The organism is Chryseobacterium cucumeris (assembly GCF_001593385.1).
GTDB classification, from domain to species: Bacteria; Bacteroidota; Bacteroidia; order Flavobacteriales; family Weeksellaceae; genus Chryseobacterium; species Chryseobacterium cucumeris.
The window spans coordinates 174,476-195,578 of record NZ_LUVZ01000046.1; the positions used below are offsets into that span (position 1 = coordinate 174,476).

The following is a 21,103-nucleotide window of genomic DNA, read 5'->3' on the forward strand; positions in this document are numbered from 1 at the left end:
TCCAAACACAAAATGAAATATTCAAAATTAAATCTTGCAAAAGAAGCCATCAATCATAAGGGCTTTATCAAAAAGATCCCTGATATTTTCAGAATGGTCAAAATGTGGAGAAAAGGAATTTATCCAATGAAATCCATAGACATTATTCTTCCTTTACTGGGAATTTTATATGTACTCTCTCCTATTGACCTCCTTCCTGAATTTGTGATACCGGTTCTCGGAGTTATGGATGACCTGGCAGTATTGTCACTTACCATTCCTAAGCTTATCAAAGAGGTTGACAAATTTTTATTGTGGGAAGCCCAGCAAAAATACAGCAGTGCCCAAGTCATTGATGCTGAAATCGTAAAATAATAGTTTATTATATTTTTCACGCCATCCCGGCCAATCCGGGATGGTTTTTTGTTGACAAATGGACGATAAATTTTTAAGCCTTATTTCAATTCCTTAAATTTGCAGTATCTAATAAAAAATAATGGAAAGTAAAAAAGAATTCTTCTTAGAGTGCTACAAACTAGGAATCATCAAATTCGGAAGGTTTACCCTGAAAAGCGGCATTGAAAGTCCTTTTTATGTAGACCTGAGACCTTTGGCTTCAGATCCTAAAATTTTAAAAAATCTTGCTAATTATTTACTGGAAATGCTTCCGTTAGATAATTTCGATTTAATTTGTGGAGTTCCTTATGCTGCTCTTCCTATGGCTACTGCAATGTCTCTGGAAAGTTATATTCCATTAATTATTAAAAGAAAAGAAGCGAAAAGCTATGGTACAAAGAAGCTGATTGAAGGAATTTACCAGAAAGGACAAAACTGTCTTTTGGTAGAGGATGTGATCACTTCAGGAAAATCTTTGCTGGAAACCATTCCTGAAATAGAACAGGAAGATCTTAAAGTTTCTGATATTGTGGTGGTACTTGACAGAGAACAGGGAGGGAAACAATTATTGGAAGGTAAAGGATATCGAGTACATACTCTTTTCAATATTTCGGAAGTATGCAATATTCTTCAGGAAACAGGTGAATTGTCAGATGAAGAAGTAAAAAGAATTCAGGATTTCCTTCAAGGGAACCACATTCAGTTTGAAGAAGAAACCAGATCATCTTATGAACAGAAACTTCAGGTAACACAGCATTCCGTTTCCAAAAAATTACTGGAAACCGCTTTGGCAAAAAAATCAAACCTTATTGCTTCTGCTGATGTTACAACCACTCAGGAGCTATTGGAACTTGCTGAAAAAGTAGGGCCACACGTTATTGCTTTAAAAACACATATCGATATCATTTCTGATTTTGATTATGAAAAAACCATCACTCCTTTAAAAGCTATTGCAGCAAAACACCAGTTCTTACTCATGGAAGACAGAAAATTTGCTGATATCGGAAATACACAGGAGCTTCAGTTCACTAGCGGGGTTTTCAAAATTACGGATTGGGCAGATTTTGTGACTTCTCAGGTGATCGGAGGTTTTGAATCATTAGACTGTTTCAAAAATGTAGGAGTGGTAGCCATCGTTGGAATGTCTTCAAAAGGTGCTTTAACAACAGCCAGCTATCGTGAAGAAGCTTTAAAAGTAGCTTTATCTCATCCTAATGTAATTGGTGGTGTATCTCAGAATAAAATTCCCGAGGATCTGCTATTGTTCACTCCTGGGGTAAACCTTGCAGATTCAGGAGATGGCAAAGGACAGCAGTACAACACACCGGAACATGTTTTCAAAACACTGCACACAGATTTTATCATCGTAGGAAGAGGAATCTACAAATCCAGTGATCCTGAAGCATCTGCCATCACTTATAAAACAGAGGGATGGAATGCTTATATTAATTCTTTGGAAAAAAAAGCAATTCAAGGTTAAAATACTATAAAGTATATACAAAATAAGTTATATTTGAGCTTTATCACGAATATTTGAAAAAGATCAGCCTTTGCCTTATTTTGTTATGTGGAGTTGTACAGGTTTCTGCACAGACAGACAGTATATACATTGAAACAAAACTGTCTCCTGACAAAAAGAACCTTGATGTCCGCCAGGAAATTGTTTATTACAATCACTCCGGAAAAGACCTTCAAACCGTAAAACTCCTGAATTGGGTAGCCGCGTACAATAAACGGGGAACTTCTTTAGTCTACAGAAAACTGGAAGACAGGAATAATGATTTGCATTTTGCAAAAAATGACCAATTGGGAAAACTTCTGGAACTGAATATTAAAAATTCTGACAATGAAGCCCTTCCTGTCAATACACTCTCAGATGAAAATCTTTTTATTCCTCTGAAAAATGTATTAAAACCTGGCGAAAGCGTTACTTTACAGTTGCAATACAGGATGCAGCTTCCCGATAAAAACTTTACGGGATACGGAACATCTGCACAGAATACTCTATTAAAATATTTCTTTATTGTTCCGGATCATTTTGATCCGGACAATATTTCCAAAAGAAACTATCACGATATTGAGGAACAGGTAAGTTTTAATACTTTCTGGACCGTCAATTTTGATCTTCCTGTTAATAATTTTGTTGAAGGAAATCTTCCACAGGTTCAAATGAATTCATTTAAGGGATACCTTGACTCAGATCCTGAATTTTTGATTTCTCCGACAGCATTTCAATCCATCAAAACCAATGTTGATGGAGATGAAATCCAAATCAAGTTTGGTTATAATCTTAAACCGGAAGAAAAACAAAACCTGGAGTTTTATCTTCCTTTACAATTAAAATTTATCAAGGAACGCATCGGGTATCTTCCGAAAAGTATTTTTATCTCAGATAAATTCCGAGCTAAAGAAGACTTTTTCGGGAATAATGATATTACTTTCTGGAAATTCAGATTCCGCCTGTTTACCGAGACCGAAAAAACCGATATGGATTATTTCGGGATCATTGCTAAGAAAATTCTTGACGAAGGCGTTATTGCAGATAAAGAAAAAGACCATTGGTTTAAAAATGGTTTAAAATCATATCTTGAAATTCAGTACCTCAAAAAATTCTATGCTGATACGAAACTTTTAGGGACACTTCCCGAGACAAGAATCTTTGGGCTTAAACCTTTAAAGCTATTCCATGCCTCCAAAGTAAAACTTCTGGACCGCTATGGACTTTCCTATCAGTACATCATGCTGCAAAACCTTGATCAGAAGATCGATGAACATTTCCCTGTTTTGAGTAACTTTAATGACATGGCTATCAGCAGCTTTGAAACAGGAAGTCTTTTCAATTATTCGGCCGACAAAATGGGATATGAACCATTCAATGGGATTCTAAAAAACTATATTTCTCAGAATTCCGGAAAAAAAATTAATCCTGATGAATTCCTTTCTTCCCTTGCTGAAAACAATACATCAACAGCCTATCTCTCCAACTTTTTTAAACAGAAAAACAGGGTTGATTTTAAATTGAAAAACATTAGAAAAGACAATGACTCTCTGCAAATAAAAATTGTAAGAAATACAGACATTTCTATTCCCGTAAAACTGGAAACGGAAACCAGAGAAGGAGAAAAGAAAACGTACTGGATAGATACGGAGGAAAATGAACGTACCACCAGCCTGTCACTTCCTGCATCAGAGAATATTTACAAAACCACCTTAAATAGTGGCTATATCTTTCCTGAATCCAATTACAGGGACAACTTCCTGTATGCGAAAGGATTATTTTCCAATGCAAAAAAAATTAAACTTAAATTAATAAAAGATATTCCCAACCCGGAATACAATGAAATTTACATCAGCCCAAGGGTACGTTTCAACAATACGTATGATAAATTTCTTTTGGGAGCCAATTTTAAAAATCAGTCTTTCTTTGATCAGAAGTTTTTGTATTCGGTGACTCCAACTTATAGCACAGGAACAGGTAAACTAACCGGTTCAGGAGCTGTCTCCTACTCTATTCTGCCTGCAGAAAGCATTATCCGAAGTCTGACATTTGGACTCTCAGGATCTTATTTCCATTATGATTATGATCTGGCCTACAGAAAAACCTCAATATCATCTTCTATCAATTTCAGAAAGAACCCAAGAAGTACAGTAAGCAGAAGTCTGGGAGTTTCCTATAATTATTTTGAAAGGGATCTGAGCCCTACAATGATTGCCAATAACGATTACAGCAAATATAACCTCTGGAGTATCGGATATGGTTATAGCGACAGCCAGATGATTCATGAAAAAAGCTTCAGTCTAAGTACCCAGGGAATGGAAGATTTCAATAAAATAACAGCTGAAGGCTTCTACAGATGGGAATTTGCTCCTAAACAAAAGCTGAGCTTACGTTTATTTGCCGGTTACTTCTTAAGAAACAACACCCGAAATAACCTTTTCGATTATGGAATTTCGAGGGTTTCCAACTATTCATTCTCTTATACGCTTTTAGGAGAAAGTGCCAGCAGCGGCCTTCTTTCCCAACAGTTTATATTAGCTGATGGTGGTTTTAAATCTTTTCTTCCGGGAACAGTGAATCAATGGATTACGTCTGCCAATGTAGATTCAAGCGTATGGAAAATATTCCACGTATATGCAGATGCCGGAGTTTATAAAAACAAAGATCTTCCTGCCAAATTCATTTGGGACACCGGAGTTAAGGTAAGAATCATCCCGGATTTTCTGGAAGTATATTTCCCGATACAGTCTTCTTTAGGTTTTGAACCTTCATTCAAAGATTATGGAAAGCGTATCAGATACACTTTAATTCTTAATCTCGGATCCATTATTAATGCAGCGAGAAGAGGCTGGTATTAAGTAAGATTCTGAAAAATAAAAAAATAAGGACAGCCTGTTATCGGTTGTCCTTTCTTATTTAAAACTAATCTTTTATAATTTTCTGCGATATAGGAATATTATTAATCGTTCCTGTGACAATGTAAGTTCCTTTCGGAAGCTCAGCAATATCAAGAGTGGAGGCCAGTTTCGTCGGTGATTTTTTAACGACCTGCCTGAATGTGTCATACACTTTCACATCTTTCACCTCAGTTCCGAACACTACTTTACTGTCTTTTATGAATGGATTCTGTACAAAACCTGATTTCACACTTCCTTCAAGAGAAAAGTCTGCCATATTATCGTTACTGCCTACCAAAGTTCTTTTGATAGCTGTAGTTGTTGTGGGAGAAGGAGCTGGCCCGTCTCCTTTAAACTGATCAGCATTGGATCCGTACCCTACAAAATCCAGTACATTGGATGCAGAAGGCCCTGTCACCTGCACTATATTTCCGGCTAAAGCTACTTTTCCTGACACACTGGAAATTTTCAGCCCTGAAGATGGATTAGGCGTTCCGTCAAAATTAGTTATTTTGGTGGCAATAAAATCTGGTGTTGGCAGATTTTCAATACCTCCTTCAATTGCTGACTCCTGAATTAAGTAGGTTTCTTCCGGCCCTAAAGTAAGATCCGGCAACGTATGATATTCCGTGAAAGCACCAATTGCCGGAGCATATTGAATACTTGCTCCTGTCAAAGAGACCCAATTAGTTCCGATATTTTTAAGGACGATATAATTATTCTTCAATACAGCCCCTGAATTGACATTTCCACCATAGATCTCATTAATCACAATCTGGGCATTGGAAAAGGAAGTTAATAAAGTAAGTCCAACAAGAGTAAAGATTTTTTTCATTGTAATAATTTTAAGAAATGGATTAAAAATAAAACATCAAAAACAATACCACCAAATTAAAAAATATATAGGATACAAAAACTTAAAAATCAGCAAACAATCACAAAAAACAGCCACTTCGTTGAAGCGGCTGTTTATATTTTTATTAATAAAAGATTAGTCTTTAAGTACTTTCTGAGAAACCGGTCGATTGTTTACTGTACCTGTAACGATATAGTTTCCTTTTGCCAATTCAGCAACACTTACAGATTCGTTTTGTTTTACTGAAGTTTCTTTTACAAGTTGTCCGAACATATTGAACACTTTTACGTCTTTTACATCAGATCCGAAAACGATTTCGTTATTTTTAACGAAAGAGTTCTTTACAAAGTTGGCTGATTTTACATTTTTAGTATCAAGAACAGCAAGAGTTCCTGTGCTTACAATGATATCATCAATAAAGAATCTGTTATTGGCAGCTGCAGATCCTTCAAATGTAAGAGTTACAGCTCCGGTAGCGCCTGTAATATTTACGGTATAGTTAGAAAAAGCTCCTTTTACAATAGTTACGCTTGCCTGATCCAGAGTAGCACCTGTTGCAGATATATTTAAAATACTTTTTTCACTAGCCCCATCCCATGCACCTGCTCTGAATGTCAACGTAGCTGATCCTGTTAAATTAAAAGTTGGAGTAGTAATTGACCCTTTTAGACTACTTGTACCTGCCTTAAGACATCCGTTTCCTTTATAAATTTTAGTAAAAGTCCAGTTTCCGCCAGTTGTATAAGAGCTGGATCCATCAGCAAATCCACTTGATGCAATGCCTCCACTCCAAGCACCATCATTTCCTCCTGTTCCTGTTACATCATCAAATGTAGCACTGAAGACTGTTTGTGCAAAAATTCCACTTGCTAACATTACTGTAGCAAATAACGAATAAAGTTTTTTCATGATTTAAATTTTTTGTTATTAATAATTTTTTTTCCGTAACAAAACTACATTCTATTTTTTTTTGGAGGACAATAAAGAGGTTAAGTTTTTGTTAATTATAGTTGATCTCTTAATGTTAACATTTTTTAATTATTTTTACGAATTATTTTTAAAAGTTGCGGAATTTTGTCATTCTATTCGTTTTATTCTTCTTAGGCATATTTTCAGGAAATGCTCAGGTCTTTTCGTGGAAAAATCCCAACGTTCCGGAGGACAGCATCAAAAGAGACAGTATTCTTGCAGCAAAACTGGAACAGGACATCTTTGCAAAGGACACTCTTGATTTCATAAGAACGCATAATAAGATCATTATTGATGAAGCCGTACTGGCCAAGAATGATAAAAAGAGATTTTTAGGAGAACTTAATTCAAAAGGTTCTATTATCCGAGGGATTACTTTTGGTAATAATCAGGGGCAATCTGTACAAAGTTCTATGGATCTTCAGATTTCCGGACGTTTGTCAAAAGATGTAACGATTTTAGCGAGTATTTCAGATCATAACCTGCCCATACAGGCTGATGGTTATACCCAGACTTTAGAGGAGTTTGACAAAATCTATATGCAGCTTAATATTAAAGATAAGTCTATCCTCAGAGCAGGACATCTTGATCTTGTAGAAGCTAAGAATTATTTTGCCAAATACCAGAGAAGAAGTATGGGACTTCAGTTCCAGACAGAATTCGGTAAAGAGAATAAGACATTCGTAGATATCTCTGCAGGTGTTGCCCGAAGTGAATTCCACAGAATACGTTTTCAGGGGGTTGAAGGTAACCAGGGACCTTACCGTCTGACGGGTAAGAACGGTGAACAATTTATTACGCTGATCTCTGGCTCTGAACAGGTTTTTATTGATGGAATCTTAATGAAGCGCGGTGAAAACCAGGATTATATTATCAATTACAATACCGGTGAAGTTACCTTTACCAGTTTTCGTCCTATTTTCCAGCAGAATTTCATCACCATTTCATACAACTACGCCAATAGAAATTATTCAAGGTATTTGTTTACAGGAAAGCTTGAGCACCAGAGAGAGAAATTCAAAGTGGGATTCAACTGGTTTATGGAAAATGATAATAAGAATGCTCCGCTTTCTTTAAATCTATCTAAAGAAGATGAGCAAATTCTTGCAGAAGCTGGAAATAATCCTGACCTGATGTATGCTCCTTCAGGAGTGATAACGGAATATGATGTCAATAAAATTTTATACAAATTAAGTCCTGCAGGAAATTTTTATGAATATTCTACGGATTCCAGTTTAACGCTTTATCAGGTATCTTTTACCTATTTCGGAGCTAATCAGGGAGATTATAAAATTGCACAGACCACCAACAACGGGCGTGTTTTTGAATATGTAGGCCCTAATGGCGGAGATTACAGAGCCGTAAGAAAACTTCCTTCTCCTCAGAAATCGCAGGTATACTCTCTGAACTCAGAATATCTGTTAAATGAAGGAAAAATAGGTGCTGATATCTCTCTGAGTAACTATGATGTCAACTTATTTTCATCAAAAGATTCTGATCAGAACATGGGGTATGCATGGCGTATTTATGGAAATAAAAACTTCACAAAGAACACATGGAAAGGAACTCCAAGTTTTGAATATCAATATATAGACAGACAGTTTCATATCCTTGATCGTATTAATGATGTGGAATTCTCCAGAGATTTCAACCTTACCCAGGAATTCAATAAAAAGACCCAAAATAGATTTACCTTCAGCTTCCTCAACAAATGGAATAATAAATCTACACTGAATTACCGCATCAATTACCTGAATGAACAGGATTCTTACAAAGGGATTAAAAATGACCTTGATTTCGGCTGGCTGACGGGAAAATTCTTTACGAAAGGGAATCTGTCTTATCTGAGTACCAATGCTACTCTTCAGGATACAAAGTTCATCCGTGGTGGAGTTTCAACAGAATTTACCGGTAAAAAAGGAAGCTGGGCCATTGGTGGAAGTATGGAGCATAACGAGAAAAAGTACAATGATACCCAGCTTTTGGATGTCACAAGTTTCAGCTGGAAAGAAATATTTTTGCAGAAGAAAATAGGTGACAGTACAAGAACCAAATTATTGGCGAAAGTATATATGAGAGATAATGACTCAGTACGCGATAACAGACTTCAGAATATGAACAATATTTTGGGGATCATGGCTGAAAGTCAGATTATCAAGACTGAAAGAACCAGTTTAAATGCTCTAATTCACTACCGAAAATTCTTCTACTCAGGTGCAGAAGGTGAAGTAACCCGTAATAATGATTTTGTTGTTGGAAATATCTTATACAATCAACAGCTTTTCAGAAACGGTATGCGTCTTCAGGCTTTCTATGAATTGGGGAACGGACAGGAAGCCCAGAGAGAATTTCAGTACATTAAAGTAACGGACGGACAAGGTGTTTATAAATGGACCGATTATAACGGAGATGGCGTTCAGCAGCTGGATGAATTTGAAATTGCCGAATATTCCGATCTGGCGCAATACATCCGTGTATATACTAATTCTGTACGATATATTCCTTCCAATAAAAATAAACTGCAATTGGCCTTGTTTGTCAATCCGGCCATTGTTTTCAACTCTGAGAATGGATTTTTAAAACGTTGGAATTTTAATATTTCATTAAATTCTCAAAACTCATTCTACAAAAAGGAAAAAGTACTTGTTCTGAATCCTTTTGAAAAGAACAGTGACCAAATCCTTAAAAATCAGAATATTCTTGCTTCCGTACAGTTTAATCCAACTGATAAATCAGGCTGGAACGGAAATTACAGATTTATCACCAATGATAATCTCATCAATGCCAATTTCAGTAATGAAGAACGTGAACAGACTTCTCATTTCCTGAACATAGGATATTGGTTCAATAAAGAATTCAGAGTGGATTGGGAAAACTCGATTCATGATATCCAAAACTCTTCACAGTTATTTAAAACAAGAGATTATCGTCTGAATAATTTTGAAACCAAGCCTAAAGCAACGTATAAATTCACCGATGCCATTCAGGCTGAATTATCTTCTGCTTTCCGTCAGAAACAAAGATTGGATGGCGAAGAACTCCTTAAGGCTTTTGATGTTACAGGAACCATCCAGTGGGAGCGAAGAAAAACGTCTATCCGTGGAAACTTCTCATTTATCAATAACGATTTTACAGGAAACAATTTCAGTATCGTAGGAAACCAGATGCTGGATGGGCTTAAACCTGGAAAAAACCAGGTGTGGAGTGTGTTTATCCAACAGGCTATCAACTCATTCATCCAGCTGAACCTTAATTACGAAGGAAGAAACTCCGGTGACCGAACCATTCATATCGGAAGTATGCAGGTAAAAGCAAGCTTCTAATTGTGGACAACCGTAAGTGGGGAGTCAATCAAATCTCATATTCACTATTTAAAGTCTTTTTCTTTCCTCCAATTTCCAAAACAAAACAATCATTTAGGCCGATAGATAATATCATAATTATGAATGTTCAGAATTTTGTAAATTTGCACCATGATAAAAATAGGCAACATAGAACTGCCGGAATTTCCGCTTTTGCTGGCTCCGATGGAAGACGTAAGTGATCCTCCGTTCAGACGTTTGTGTAAAATGCATGGTGCAGATTTAATGTATTCGGAATTTATTTCTTCCGAAGGGTTGATTCGTGACGCTATCAAGAGTCGTAAAAAGCTGGATATTTTCGATTATGAAAGACCCGTTGGGATACAGATTTTTGGTGGTGACGAAGAAGCTATGGCTATGTCTGCAAGAATTGTTGAAACGGTAAATCCGGATTTAGTAGACATTAATTTTGGATGTCCTGTAAAAAAAGTTGTATGCAAAGGAGCAGGAGCTGGTGTTTTGAAAGATATTGATCTTATGGTGCGTCTTACAAAGGCTGTTGTAAGCTCTACTCATCTTCCTGTCACTGTAAAGACCCGTTTAGGATGGGACAGTACCAGCATTAATATTGATGAAGTAGCAGAACGTCTGCAGGAAACAGGAATCAAAGCGCTTACCATACATGCAAGAACGCGTGCTCAAATGTACAAGGGTGAAGCAGACTGGGAACATATTTCAAGAATTAAACAAAATCCTAATATTGAAATTCCAATTTTTGGAAATGGTGATATAGATTCTGCTGAAAAAGCATTAGAATATAAGCAAAAGTATGCCTGTGACGGTATTATGATCGGTCGTGCTGCTATTGGATATCCATGGATATTCAATGAAATCAAGCATTTCTTTAAAACAGGAGAGCATTTACCTGAACCTACTATTTCAGACCGGTTACTGGCTGTTCGTCAGCATGCAGAATGGAGTGCAGAATGGAAAGGAGAAAGATTAGGATTGGTTGAAATGAGACAACATTACAGCAACTATTTCCGAGGAATTCCTCATTTCAAGGAGTTCAGAAAAAAATTCCTTGAAGTGTTTACCCTGGAAGAAATGAATAGCTTGATTAAAGAGACCCAACAGTTCTATGAAGAATATCAGGCACAACTATAAAATAAAACCATCAGCTTTGCTGATGGTTTTTTTATATTGAGAATTTAATATTAATATCCTTCTGATGAAGATTCGTTTTTAATTAATCCCAGAGCTGAAGAGGTTCCAATTCTTTTAACTCCCATTTTAATCATTTTTTCAGCATCTTCAGGAGTTCTTACTCCACCTGCTGCTTTTACAGGAAGTTTCCCGGCATTGCTGAGCATAATTGTTATTCCTTCAAAGGTTGCTCCGTTAGGCTTTCCTTCGGCAGTCTGATAAAATCCTGTAGATGATTTGACAAAAATTTTCGACAACTCATTTTCAGAAAAATTCTCTTCTGCCCAGGTAGAAATCTTTTTAGTAAGATCTGCAATTTGTTCATCTGTTAACGCTGCAATTTCAATAATCCATTTTGCAACTTTTTGATGTTCAAGAGATAATTTTGTACATTTTACAAATTCTTCTCTTACCAGTTCTATATCTCCCTGCAGATAAGCCGTGTAATTAATAACAAAATCTAATTCATCTGCCCCGTCTTCTATTGCTTTTGAAGCTTCTGCAAGTTTTTCATCAATAGAGTACGTTCCTTCGTGGAAACCTATTACAGTTCCTACTACAACATTTGAATTTCTTTCCTGAATAAATTTTTTGATCTCAGATACATAATCCGGCCGAATCATCACGGCAAAAATATCATTGTCTATTGCTTCCTGAGCAAGTTCTTTATCTTTTTGAAGTGTTTCTTCGTGGGAAATACCTGACTGTTCTGGTGTTTTCAGGTAAGTTGAATCCAAATATTGGGCTATGTTCATATTATTATACTTTCAATTGTCTGTAAATACCTTGTTCTAAAGATATAAAAGTTTCTGTTCTTGTTACTCCCTTCAGCTTTTGAAGCTTACTAAGGATTTGCATTAAATGATCATTGTCTTTACAAAGCACTTTCAGGAAAATGGTATAATTTCCTGTAGTATAGTGGGCTTCCACTACTTCGTTGATATCATGCAAAGACTTTACCACTTCCGGATAATGGCTTGGCTGATCCAGAAATACACCGATGTAGGAAATCACTTTGTATCCAATTTTCTTAGGATTAAGAAATGAAATTGAATTTTCAATAACTCCTGCATGTTCGAGTTTTTTGATTCTTTGATGCACTGCAGTAGTGGAAATTCCGACATTTTTTGAAATGTGGGCTAAAGAAGTTTTAGCATTATCCATCAACATGTAGATAATTTCCTTGTCAATAGAATCTAAATGGTAGCTTGTGTTGCTCGAATTTTTCATTTTCTACTTTTTTATTATTTATGTTTTTTAATGTAAATTTTTAAATTTTACAAAAACCGGAAAGTGATCGCTATATCCACCTAAATACCGGGTACCGGCATAAGTTCTGAATGGCCGTCCTTCAAAATTTCTGGTTCTGCTGCGGATTTTTTCAGAATTAAATATATGGGCATCCTGAAAAGCCAGCGTCTTATTATCAAGCAAAGATCTTGATATAATGATCTGATCATACAGCAATCCAGATTTATAATGAAAAGTAGAATAATTTCTTGTAGAAAACAATTGTTGAAAAGGGTTCATTAAAACCTTCTCATGGTCATTGTCATAGAGAATCTGTACTAAATTTTCATCATCCGGGTTTTCGTTAAAATCACCACACAATATAACATGCTCTTTATCAGCATTTAAAATTTTCATAATCCGTTCCCGTATTTCATTCAATATAAAGGTTCTTTTAGGTTTATTGATATCTTTTTCGCGCTTAGAGGGAAGATGGGCGACAAAGACATTAATAATTTCCCCTTTATATTTAATTTTTGAAAAAAGTACGTCTCGGGTTGTGTCGTAATTTTCTGTGTTTTTATTTACTATTTCAAAAAAGAAAGTAATGGTTTCTGAATCGAGTACCTCTACTTTATTTTTATCATATAACATGGCTACATCCACTTTTCGTTCGTCCATAGAATTGTAATGAACAATTCCGTATTCCGAATTAAAGGGCTCCATTTCTACTAGATCTTCCAAAACTTTCCTTCCGGAAACCTCAGATAATCCTATTACAAATGGTAATACTTCATTATCCTCCTTCATCAACTGAAATACATGAGAGATTTTAAAAAGCTTATTTTTATATCTCTTTTCATCCCAATTCCTTAATCCTGACCGGGTAGGATCTAATTTATGGACAGGTTTCGGATCGGGTAAAAATAAATTTTCAACATTATAAAAAGAGAACAGCTCCATCTACACTAATTTCTATACTTTTAATTTATTATGTCCTTTTTACTTTAAGATGTAAATTTATTATTTTTTTTCAAATTTTAGTGATTTACCTCTAAAACAGTAAATCAATTTCCAATAAAAAACAATTCAAATATAGTAAAAAATACTAATGAAATAAGTCATTATGAATTAATTTTTCAACTATCCCACAGTTTCGATATATTAATCAAAATTGAGACAATATATAAAATATGGAATAATAGAAATAAATTTTTAACTTAAAACCAGAAACATTAATATTTTTCACACTTATTGAAATTACAACAAATATTATTCCATTTATCTATAACAAATGGAATTAAATATGGAAGCAGAAAATTAGATCATTTCTGACGATTTTCGTTTACAATAAATCGGGACGTTTTTCCTTTGTAATTCTTACGGCTTCATCATGACGCCATTCTTCAATTTTTCCGAAATTCCCACTCAAAAGGATTTTAGGAACATCCAGGCCTTTATAACTTTCGGGTCTAGTATAGATGGGTGGTGAAAGAAGATCATCCTGAAAACTGTCTGTTAAAGCGCTTTGTTCATCATTCAAAACTCCAGGAAGCAATCTGATAACGGAATCTGCCAGAACACAGGCAGCCAGTTCTCCTCCTGTAAGAACGTAATCCCCAATTGAAATTTCTTTGGTAATATGAAGATCTCTTACCCTTTGGTCTATTCCTTTATAATGTCCGCAAAGAAAAATTAAATTCTCTTTGATAGACAATGAATTGGCTATTTTTTGGTTTAAAGTTACCCCATCCGGAGTCAGATAGATTACTTCATCATAATTTCTTTGAGATTTAAGCTCTGATATACATTTATCCAATGGCTCAACCATCATTACCATTCCTGCACCGCCTCCGTAAGGCTCATCGTCAATTTGTCTGTGCTTATTGATTGCCCAGTCTCTCAGATGATGAAAATGTACTTCTACCAGTCCTTTGTCCATTGCTCTTTTCAAAATAGAGGTTTGGAACGGACTTTCCATCAATTCCGGAAGTACGCTTATTATGTCAATTCTCATTGTAATGTTCCGTTTTTCTTAGTAGGTATAATAATTAATCTTAAAGAAGAATCTTTGTTGATATAACTCCACATCCAGTTGAAGAATATGGCCAGTTTATTTCGAACGCTCAAAATTAGCATTAAATGGAGAAACATCCAGAAATACCATGCCAGAAATCCCTGAAATTTTATAAACGGCAGATCTACAACTGCTCTGTGCTTCCCAATAGTCGCCAATGAGCCTTTGTCATCATACTCGTATTCTTTCCATTCTTCGTGGCTTTTCTTTAATAGATTTTTACCTAAATTTTTTGCCTGATTAATGGCTACGTTGGCTACCTGAGGATGCCCATGTGGATATTTAGGGGTTTCCATATAGGCAATATCCCCGATCGCATAAATATTATCGTAACCTTGTATTTTATTATATCGATCAACAATATATCTGTTTCTCACTAATTTTTCTTCCGGAAAACCTCCTACAACATTTCCTGTAACTCCGGCTGCCCAGATCACATTATTGGATGGAATTTCTTTTCCGCTTTTCAAATGAACCTTATCTCCGTCATAATCCGTCACTACTTCTCCACTCATAAAAGTTACCCCAAGATCTTTAAGATATTTTTCTGACTTCTCCTGAGCCTCACTACTCATTACTGCAAGTGGTTTTTCGGTAGAACTCACCAGAATAATTTTCAGATGATCAAAGTTCATATAAGGATAATCTCTTGGAAGAATATCTTTTTTCATTTCAGCAAAAGCCCCTGCCAGTTCTACTCCTGTAGGACCGCTTCCCACGATAACAATATTCCAGTTTCCGTCATCGCTTCGGCTTTTTTCAATAATCAGTTTTTCAAAGGTCATCAAAACATGATTTCTGATACTGATGGCTTCCTGAGTATTTTTCATTCCGAAAGCTTTGCCTTCCAATTCTTTATTTCCGAAAAAATTAGTTTTACAGCCCGTTGCAATGATGAGTTTATCATAGGTAAATTCTGCTTCATCAGTAATGACCTTATTGTTGGCAGGATCTATTTCTTTGACTTCAGTCATACGGAACTGTGTATTTCTGGACTGCTGAAAAATCTTTCTGAAGGGAAAGGAAATGTTGGAAGGTTCTATCCTTCCTGAGGCTACCTGATAAAAAAGCGGCTGAAACATATGGTGGTTCATCCGATCCAGAACAATCACCTTTTTGTTCTTGTTATTCAATGTTTTTGCAAGCTGCAGCCCCGCAAATCCTCCTCCAATAATGATGATTTTTTCGCGTGTTTCCATAATACACAAATTTACTGATTTTATTTTAGCATTTAGCAGTGAAAAAAGTTAGTTTTGCAAAACTTTATGACACCAAAAAAGTACACCAAAAAAACTGCCAAACAAGTCCATAAATCGCGACGGAAGAAGTATTTTTTCCGAAGATGGGTGATATTGGTTATTTTAATGATAGCATTAGTAGGAACAGGGCTTTATTTAAGACAGTCTATCAGTTATTACTATGCGCTGTACTTTAATAAATTTAAGCATAAAAAGCTTCATAACAGTGAAAAGGAAGCAGCAAGAATCCAAAGAATACTAGCCAGCAACCTTGATAAAACCTATGGTTTTGATGTTTCTCATTATCAGAATCGTGAAGATATCAAATGGGACAGTCTCAGCATCGGAAATAAAACGATTCCATTAGAATTTGTTGTCATGCGTGCAACGATGGGAAACCGAAGTGCCGATAAGCATTTTGACGAATTCTGGGAAAGTGCTAAAAAGCATGATCTTATCCGTGGTGCCTATCATTTTTACAGAGCTGATGAAGACCCTGTGATCCAGGCTAATAATTTTTTAGAGAATGTAAAACTTGAGAGCGGAGATCTTCCCCCGATCCTTGATATTGAAAAAATTCCCAAGCGTAAAACCAGCAAAAAGCTGATTGAAGATCTGAAAATATGGTGTAAAATTGTAGAAGATGCCTATGGTGAAAAGCCGATCATCTACACCTACTATCATTATTATAAAGACTTTCTGAAAGGCGAGTTTGAAGATTATCCTTTATGGCTTGCCAATTACAATGATGTTCCGTCTCCTTCTCCTGATGATGAGTGGGATTTCTGGCAGTTTACAGAAAACGGGATTGTTCATGGTATCAACGCTAAAGTGGATCTTGATATTTACAATGGTAATTCGTGGTCATTAAAAAGGCTGACACTGGATTAAAAGAAGGGAGGAAGGAAGCACAAAGATGGGAGCTGATGAAGTTTCATTGATCCCGTATGATATGTTTCAATGAGTCAACTTACAAAATTAGCTAATGGATATCACTTCCATTCTCCATCTCCCTGCTTCCAGCCTTTATCTAATTACTTTTTCCTAAAAAATTCAGAATATCCGTATTGAGCTGATCTGCGTTTTCAAAAGGAATCATATGGGTGGCCTTGTTGTAGATTTTAAGTTCAGCATTGGGTATTTCTTTTGCAATAAGTTCAGTATGACCACGTTTAATAACATCATTCTCACCGGCAATAACCAATACTTTAATTCCGATTTTATTTAAATCTTTCTTCTCAATGCGCGGCTGTGTCAGCATAATTTTCAAAAGCCTTTGTTCATTAAACTTTTCAGGATCCTTCAGCTCTTTCATCACCAGCATTTTATTTTCAAAATGATCAGTAAGTCTGTCATCCACTCCACCAGGAAATGCATTGGCTCCAATTGCAATCAGCTTATTCAGCTTTTCAGGATATTTCAGGGCAAATTCCAGTCCGGTATTTCCACCATCACTCCAGCCTGCGATATTTACCTTATTGAGCTTTAATTGGTCTGCTACTGCTTTTACATCATCAGCAAACATTTTGTAGGTAAATTCCTTTTTAGAGGAATCTACACTTTTCCCTTGTCCTCTTGTATCTATAGCAATTACTTTATACTGCTTTGATAAAACAGGAATCTGCTGATAAAAATCTTTAATACTTCCTGAATTGCCATGAAGCAGAATCAATGGTTCTCCTTCACCATACACCTCATAATAAAGGTTGGTATCCTGAAGTTTCAGATAGTTTCCTACGGCTTTATTTTGCCCATACACAGTTTGCTCCGATTCCTGGATATATTTTGACACATCAGGCATCAGTGCTTCTGCGCTGTCATCTGCAAAACCGTTTTCATCATCCGTATTTTTGTCTCCGTTTTTATCCATTTTCACATCGATATTAATGGCAGGTGCGGCGAGAGTCATTTTTGTCCACTCTCCGTAAAATTTCCTTATAAATCCTGTTTTGAACAATGCTGCACTTATATTGACTCTCCCTTCAAATTCTTTTAAAAACTGAATTCCTATAAAAAACCTTCCGTGTACCCAGATATTACGGTCATTCACATCCAATGTATAAGTTCCGTCTTTAATCATATCACTGGTTAGTTCAACGGTAATTTCTTCATCAAGAATATTTTTATCCGGAAAACCATCTTTTTCACTATAAATAGTATACCGTATGATGACAGGCTTATCAGCAGTATAGCTGGCAATATTCAGGTTAATATTCTTAATCTTTGATTTCTTTTTAGCATTAAAAGCCAATGCGGTTTCACCAAGAAAATCTTCTTTTCTGAGGTGTGGATTTACCGAGTACATAACACTTTTTGTCTTCGTATTGACTCCCCAGTTTTTATCAACAAGTTTCTTAGGCTTAATGGTAATCTCTTTAATATTTTTAGTTTTCTCTGTTAAAAATATTTTTTGCTGATCATTTTTTTTAAAATCCTGTATTGTTTCCTGGTAAGGCTCAAATCCCGGTACTTCTATTTTTATTTTCTGCCGGGGATCTGTATCGGAAAGATCAATTGAAAAATTTCCTTTTTCATCAGAGATTGTTCCGATTGATTTTTTTTCAATTCCAATCTTTACATAAGGAATTGGATGGTTTTCATTTTTAGAAATGACAGTTCCGGAAATAACCTGGGCATGGAAAGCAGAGGCTGTGAAAAGGAAGAATAAAGTATGATCTATTTTCATGTTAAAAGTTTAAAGCAAACTTATTTATTTTCAACAGCCCAATATCCCAATACTTTATTAAAATTATTCTCCCTTTAGTTAAAGTTGTTTTAAATATTTTCTAATTATAAATATTTCCTACTTAAAGGATACTCATAATTTCTTCCCAGGAATGCACTCTTTCGTAAGTATCATTTTCTATCAGCTCATTATGAGGTTGGGTAAATATCAGTCTCTGCCCTGAAAAATGATCTAAATTTTTAGGATAGTCATCAATCATGATATCTCCGGACACTACTTTTTTACTTCCACAAAGAACAATCTGTTCCCAGGTAATGAATGGGAAATGCTCTGCCAGCCAATCATATTTTTCCCTTAGGCTGTTTGGAAACTCCATTCCGGCAGATACAATATAGAGTTCATATTTATTATTCAGATATTCCATTGCCTCACGGCTTCCCTTCATTACAGGTAAGGTTCTGAAAAAACCTACTTCATTCACGTGCTTTTTTCCATTGGGAAAAGATTCTATTTCAGGCTTACCAGCCAAATCACTGATTTCAATTTCTCTTCCTGTATCTCTTTTTTCAAATTGTACCAGCTGATGATATACATCCGCCATTACCCCGTCCATGTCGACAATAACTTTTTTCATTGTTTCCATCAGATTTTTGTATTATTTATTACTATTAAAATGTGTATTTCATTGTGGCTGATCAAATTTACTGATTAGTTTTTTCAGGCAAGGGACACTATCTATTAAAAAATCATAAATATTCATTCTTATAAGATGCGTTCCGGAAAATTTTATGGCTACATTTTCGTATTTTTGCGACTTAGTTAAAAAATAAAATCAAACTATTAATTCCCAATGAATTACGTTTCTGCAGAAAATCTTACCAAATCTTACGGCATCAAAGTTTTGTTTAAAAATATTTCTTTCCACATCAATGAAGGAGATAAAATAGCGATTGTTGCCAAAAATGGAAGTGGAAAATCTACCCTTCTGAAAATATTAATGGGTAAAGAAATTGCAGACAGCGGAACTGTGATCATCAATAAAGATATCCAGGTGGTGTTATTTGACCAGGAAATTGATTATGATCCTAAGCTCAGCATTGAGGAATTCATGATGACCCTTGATTCCGAACCTATCCTCGCTCTTAAAAACTATCACAAATCACTCCATTCTACAGATAATGATTTTATTGAGAAAGCATTGGCTGATATGGAAGTTCATAAAGCCTGGGATCTGGAGAATGAAATGAAACAGATTCTTTCCCAGCTTAAAATCACTGATCTGGATGCTAAAATGGGTACTCTTTCCGGAGGGCAGATCAAGCGTGTAGCATTGGCTAAACTTTTAACAGAAACAAGAGCCGAGCACAGGCATACACTTCTTATCATGGATGAACCTACCAACCACCTGGATGTGGATATGGTAGAATGGCTTGAAAATTATCTGAACAAAGCAAAAATCACTTTATTGCTTGTAACCCACGACCGATATTTCCTTGACAGTGTTTGTGACAGTATCTGGGAAATGGAAGATCAGAATCTGTATGTTCACAACGGTTCTTATGCTACTTACCTGGAGAACAAGATGATTCGTGAGGAAAATCTTAATGCTACAATTGACAAGGCCAATAACCTTTACAGAAAGGAACTGGAATGGATGCGAAGACAGCCGAAAGCCAGAACCACAAAATCAAAAAGCAGAATTGATGCTTTCTATGAGACTGAAAAGGTTGCCAAAACCGATACCAGAAAAGACGGACTTGAACTGGATTTTGAGATGAAACGTTTGGGAAATAAAATTCTTGAACTTAAACATATTGATAAAAGTTTTGGACCTAAAGTTTTATTGAAAGATTTCAGCTATCAGTTTCAGCGTGGAGAAAAAGTGGGAATCATTGGAAAAAATGGGGCGGGAAAATCTACCTTACTTAATATTATTCAAGGTTTTGAAAAAGCCGATAAAGGAGAAATTGAAACCGGAGAAACGATTTCTTTCGGTTATTTCTCACAAAAAGGGCTTACATATAAAGAAGATGAGCGTGTAATAGATTTCATCAAAGAAATTGCAGAATTTTATCCTTTAGCTAATGGCAAAAGTTTATCGGCATCACAGTTCTTAAGATTATTTTTATTTGATGATCAGACACAATATTCTCCTATTTCTAAACTTTCGGGTGGTGAAAAGAGAAGACTTCACCTGATGTATATCTTGTATCACAATCCTAACTTCCTGATTTTTGATGAACCTACAAATGACCTGGACCTTCCTACATTAACAGTGCTGGAAAATTTCCTTCAGCAATTTCAGGGATCTTTAATTATCGTTTCCCACGACAGGTATTTTATGGACAGAATTGTAGACCACGTTCTGGCTTTTGAAGGAGACGGAAAAATCAGAGATTTTGTAGGAAACTTCTCAGAATACAGAGAAACAAGAAGCCGTGAAGAAGCCTTAGAAAAAAATGCAATGGTAAAACCTGAGCCTGTAAAAGAAATTGTTTCTCCAACAGAAAGTACTCAGTCTGCCAATTCTAAAAGGAAACTCACTTTTAAAGAACAAAGGGAACTGGAAACCATTGAAAAAGAGATGCCTGAACTGGAAGCACAACGTACTAAAATTCTGGATAAGCTCAACAACGAAGCTGATTACGAAAAGATAGCCACACTTTCTTCAGAACTGGAAAGCGTTTCAGAAAAACTGGAGAACCATGAAATGAGATGGCTGGAGCTTCAGGAACTCCTTTAATAATGATGAATTATGAATGAATTCAA

The 21,103-nt window shown here is 35.6% G+C and carries 16 protein-coding genes; 7 read left to right on the forward strand and 9 right to left on the reverse strand.

The features are described from left to right. Window positions 1-12: 12 nt before the first annotated feature. The 3 genes from A1704_RS22595 (at window position 13) to A1704_RS22605 (ending at window position 4,731) form a co-directional block, all read left to right on the forward strand. Window positions 13-354 (forward strand): YkvA family protein, encoded by a 342-nt coding sequence (locus A1704_RS22595; RefSeq protein WP_062676251.1) that lies wholly within the window; start codon window positions 13-15, stop codon window positions 352-354. A 121-nt stretch (window positions 355-475) separates the two neighbouring features. Next, window positions 476-1,855, forward strand: a complete 1,380-nt coding sequence (gene pyrF / locus A1704_RS22600; protein ID WP_062676252.1) for an orotidine-5'-phosphate decarboxylase — start codon at window positions 476-478, stop codon at window positions 1,853-1,855. Window positions 1,856-1,908: 53 nt separating this feature from the next. Further along, window positions 1,909-4,731: a gluzincin family metallopeptidase gene (locus tag A1704_RS22605; RefSeq protein WP_065119727.1), complete on the forward strand. Its 2,823-nt coding sequence runs from the start codon at window positions 1,909-1,911 to the stop codon at window positions 4,729-4,731. Between the two features lie 64 nt (window positions 4,732-4,795). Here the strand turns inward: A1704_RS22605 and A1704_RS22610 are convergent, their stop codons facing one another. Continuing rightward, window positions 4,796-5,605: a T9SS type A sorting domain-containing protein gene (locus A1704_RS22610; protein WP_062676254.1), complete on the reverse strand. Its 810-nt coding sequence runs from the start codon at window positions 5,603-5,605 to the stop codon at window positions 4,796-4,798. Window positions 5,606-5,761: 156 nt separating this feature from the next. Next, window positions 5,762-6,535, reverse strand: a complete 774-nt coding sequence (locus A1704_RS22615) for a T9SS type A sorting domain-containing protein (RefSeq protein ID WP_062676255.1) — start codon at window positions 6,533-6,535, stop codon at window positions 5,762-5,764. Window positions 6,536-6,690: 155 nt separating this feature from the next. On the opposite strand from A1704_RS22615, the gene A1704_RS22620 reads away from it, so the two are divergent. Both A1704_RS22620 and dusB read left to right on the forward strand, forming a co-directional pair. Then, on the forward strand, window positions 6,691-9,918 hold the full coding sequence (locus A1704_RS22620; protein WP_082798854.1) for a hypothetical protein: 3,228 nt from the start codon (window positions 6,691-6,693) through the stop codon (window positions 9,916-9,918). Window positions 9,919-10,068: 150 nt separating this feature from the next. Next, window positions 10,069-11,064, forward strand: coding sequence for a tRNA dihydrouridine synthase DusB (gene dusB / locus A1704_RS22625; protein WP_062676256.1), 996 nt, complete (start codon window positions 10,069-10,071; stop codon window positions 11,062-11,064). 50 nt (window positions 11,065-11,114) lie between these two features. On the opposite strand, the gene deoC is transcribed toward dusB, so the two are convergent. From deoC to A1704_RS22650, 5 genes are all read right to left on the reverse strand, one after another. Further along, window positions 11,115-11,858 carry a deoxyribose-phosphate aldolase gene (deoC, locus tag A1704_RS22630; protein WP_062676257.1) on the reverse strand — a complete coding sequence of 248 codons (744 nt, stop codon included), beginning with the start codon at window positions 11,856-11,858 and terminating at the stop codon, window positions 11,115-11,117. 4 nt (window positions 11,859-11,862) lie between these two features. Further along, the gene (locus A1704_RS22635; protein WP_002976659.1) at window positions 11,863-12,333 is read right to left on the reverse strand and encodes an Lrp/AsnC ligand binding domain-containing protein; all 471 of its coding nucleotides are present in this window, start codon (window positions 12,331-12,333) and stop codon (window positions 11,863-11,865) included. A 27-nt stretch (window positions 12,334-12,360) separates the two neighbouring features. Beyond that, complete coding sequence (locus tag A1704_RS22640; RefSeq protein WP_062676258.1) at window positions 12,361-13,296, reverse strand: endonuclease/exonuclease/phosphatase family protein; 936 nt, start codon at window positions 13,294-13,296, stop codon at window positions 12,361-12,363. Window positions 13,297-13,678: 382 nt separating this feature from the next. Continuing rightward, on the reverse strand, window positions 13,679-14,350 hold the full coding sequence (gene trmD / locus A1704_RS22645) for a tRNA (guanosine(37)-N1)-methyltransferase TrmD (RefSeq protein ID WP_062676259.1): 672 nt from the start codon (window positions 14,348-14,350) through the stop codon (window positions 13,679-13,681). Beyond that, window positions 14,347-15,609 (reverse strand): NAD(P)/FAD-dependent oxidoreductase, encoded by a 1,263-nt coding sequence (locus tag A1704_RS22650; RefSeq protein ID WP_062676260.1) that lies wholly within the window; start codon window positions 15,607-15,609, stop codon window positions 14,347-14,349. Before A1704_RS22650 ends, trmD begins: the two co-directional genes overlap by 4 nt. A 66-nt stretch (window positions 15,610-15,675) precedes the next feature. Between A1704_RS22650 and A1704_RS22655 the strand changes: the two genes are divergently transcribed. Next, window positions 15,676-16,539, forward strand: a complete 864-nt coding sequence (locus A1704_RS22655; protein WP_062676261.1) for a glycoside hydrolase family 25 protein — start codon at window positions 15,676-15,678, stop codon at window positions 16,537-16,539. A 139-nt stretch (window positions 16,540-16,678) separates the two neighbouring features. Here A1704_RS22655 and A1704_RS22660 read toward each other — a convergent pair whose 3' ends face one another. Together A1704_RS22660 and A1704_RS22665 are read right to left on the reverse strand one after the other, a co-directional pair. Then, the gene (locus tag A1704_RS22660) at window positions 16,679-18,334 is read right to left on the reverse strand and encodes an alpha/beta fold hydrolase (RefSeq protein ID WP_062676262.1); all 1,656 of its coding nucleotides are present in this window, start codon (window positions 18,332-18,334) and stop codon (window positions 16,679-16,681) included. A 121-nt stretch (window positions 18,335-18,455) separates the two neighbouring features. Next, window positions 18,456-18,968: a 5' nucleotidase, NT5C type gene (locus tag A1704_RS22665; RefSeq protein ID WP_062676310.1), complete on the reverse strand. Its 513-nt coding sequence runs from the start codon at window positions 18,966-18,968 to the stop codon at window positions 18,456-18,458. Between the two features lie 216 nt (window positions 18,969-19,184). Between A1704_RS22665 and A1704_RS22670 the strand changes: the two genes are divergently transcribed. Further along, window positions 19,185-21,077: an ABC-F family ATP-binding cassette domain-containing protein gene (locus A1704_RS22670; RefSeq protein WP_062676263.1), complete on the forward strand. Its 1,893-nt coding sequence runs from the start codon at window positions 19,185-19,187 to the stop codon at window positions 21,075-21,077. Window positions 21,078-21,103: the final 26 nt, after the last annotated feature.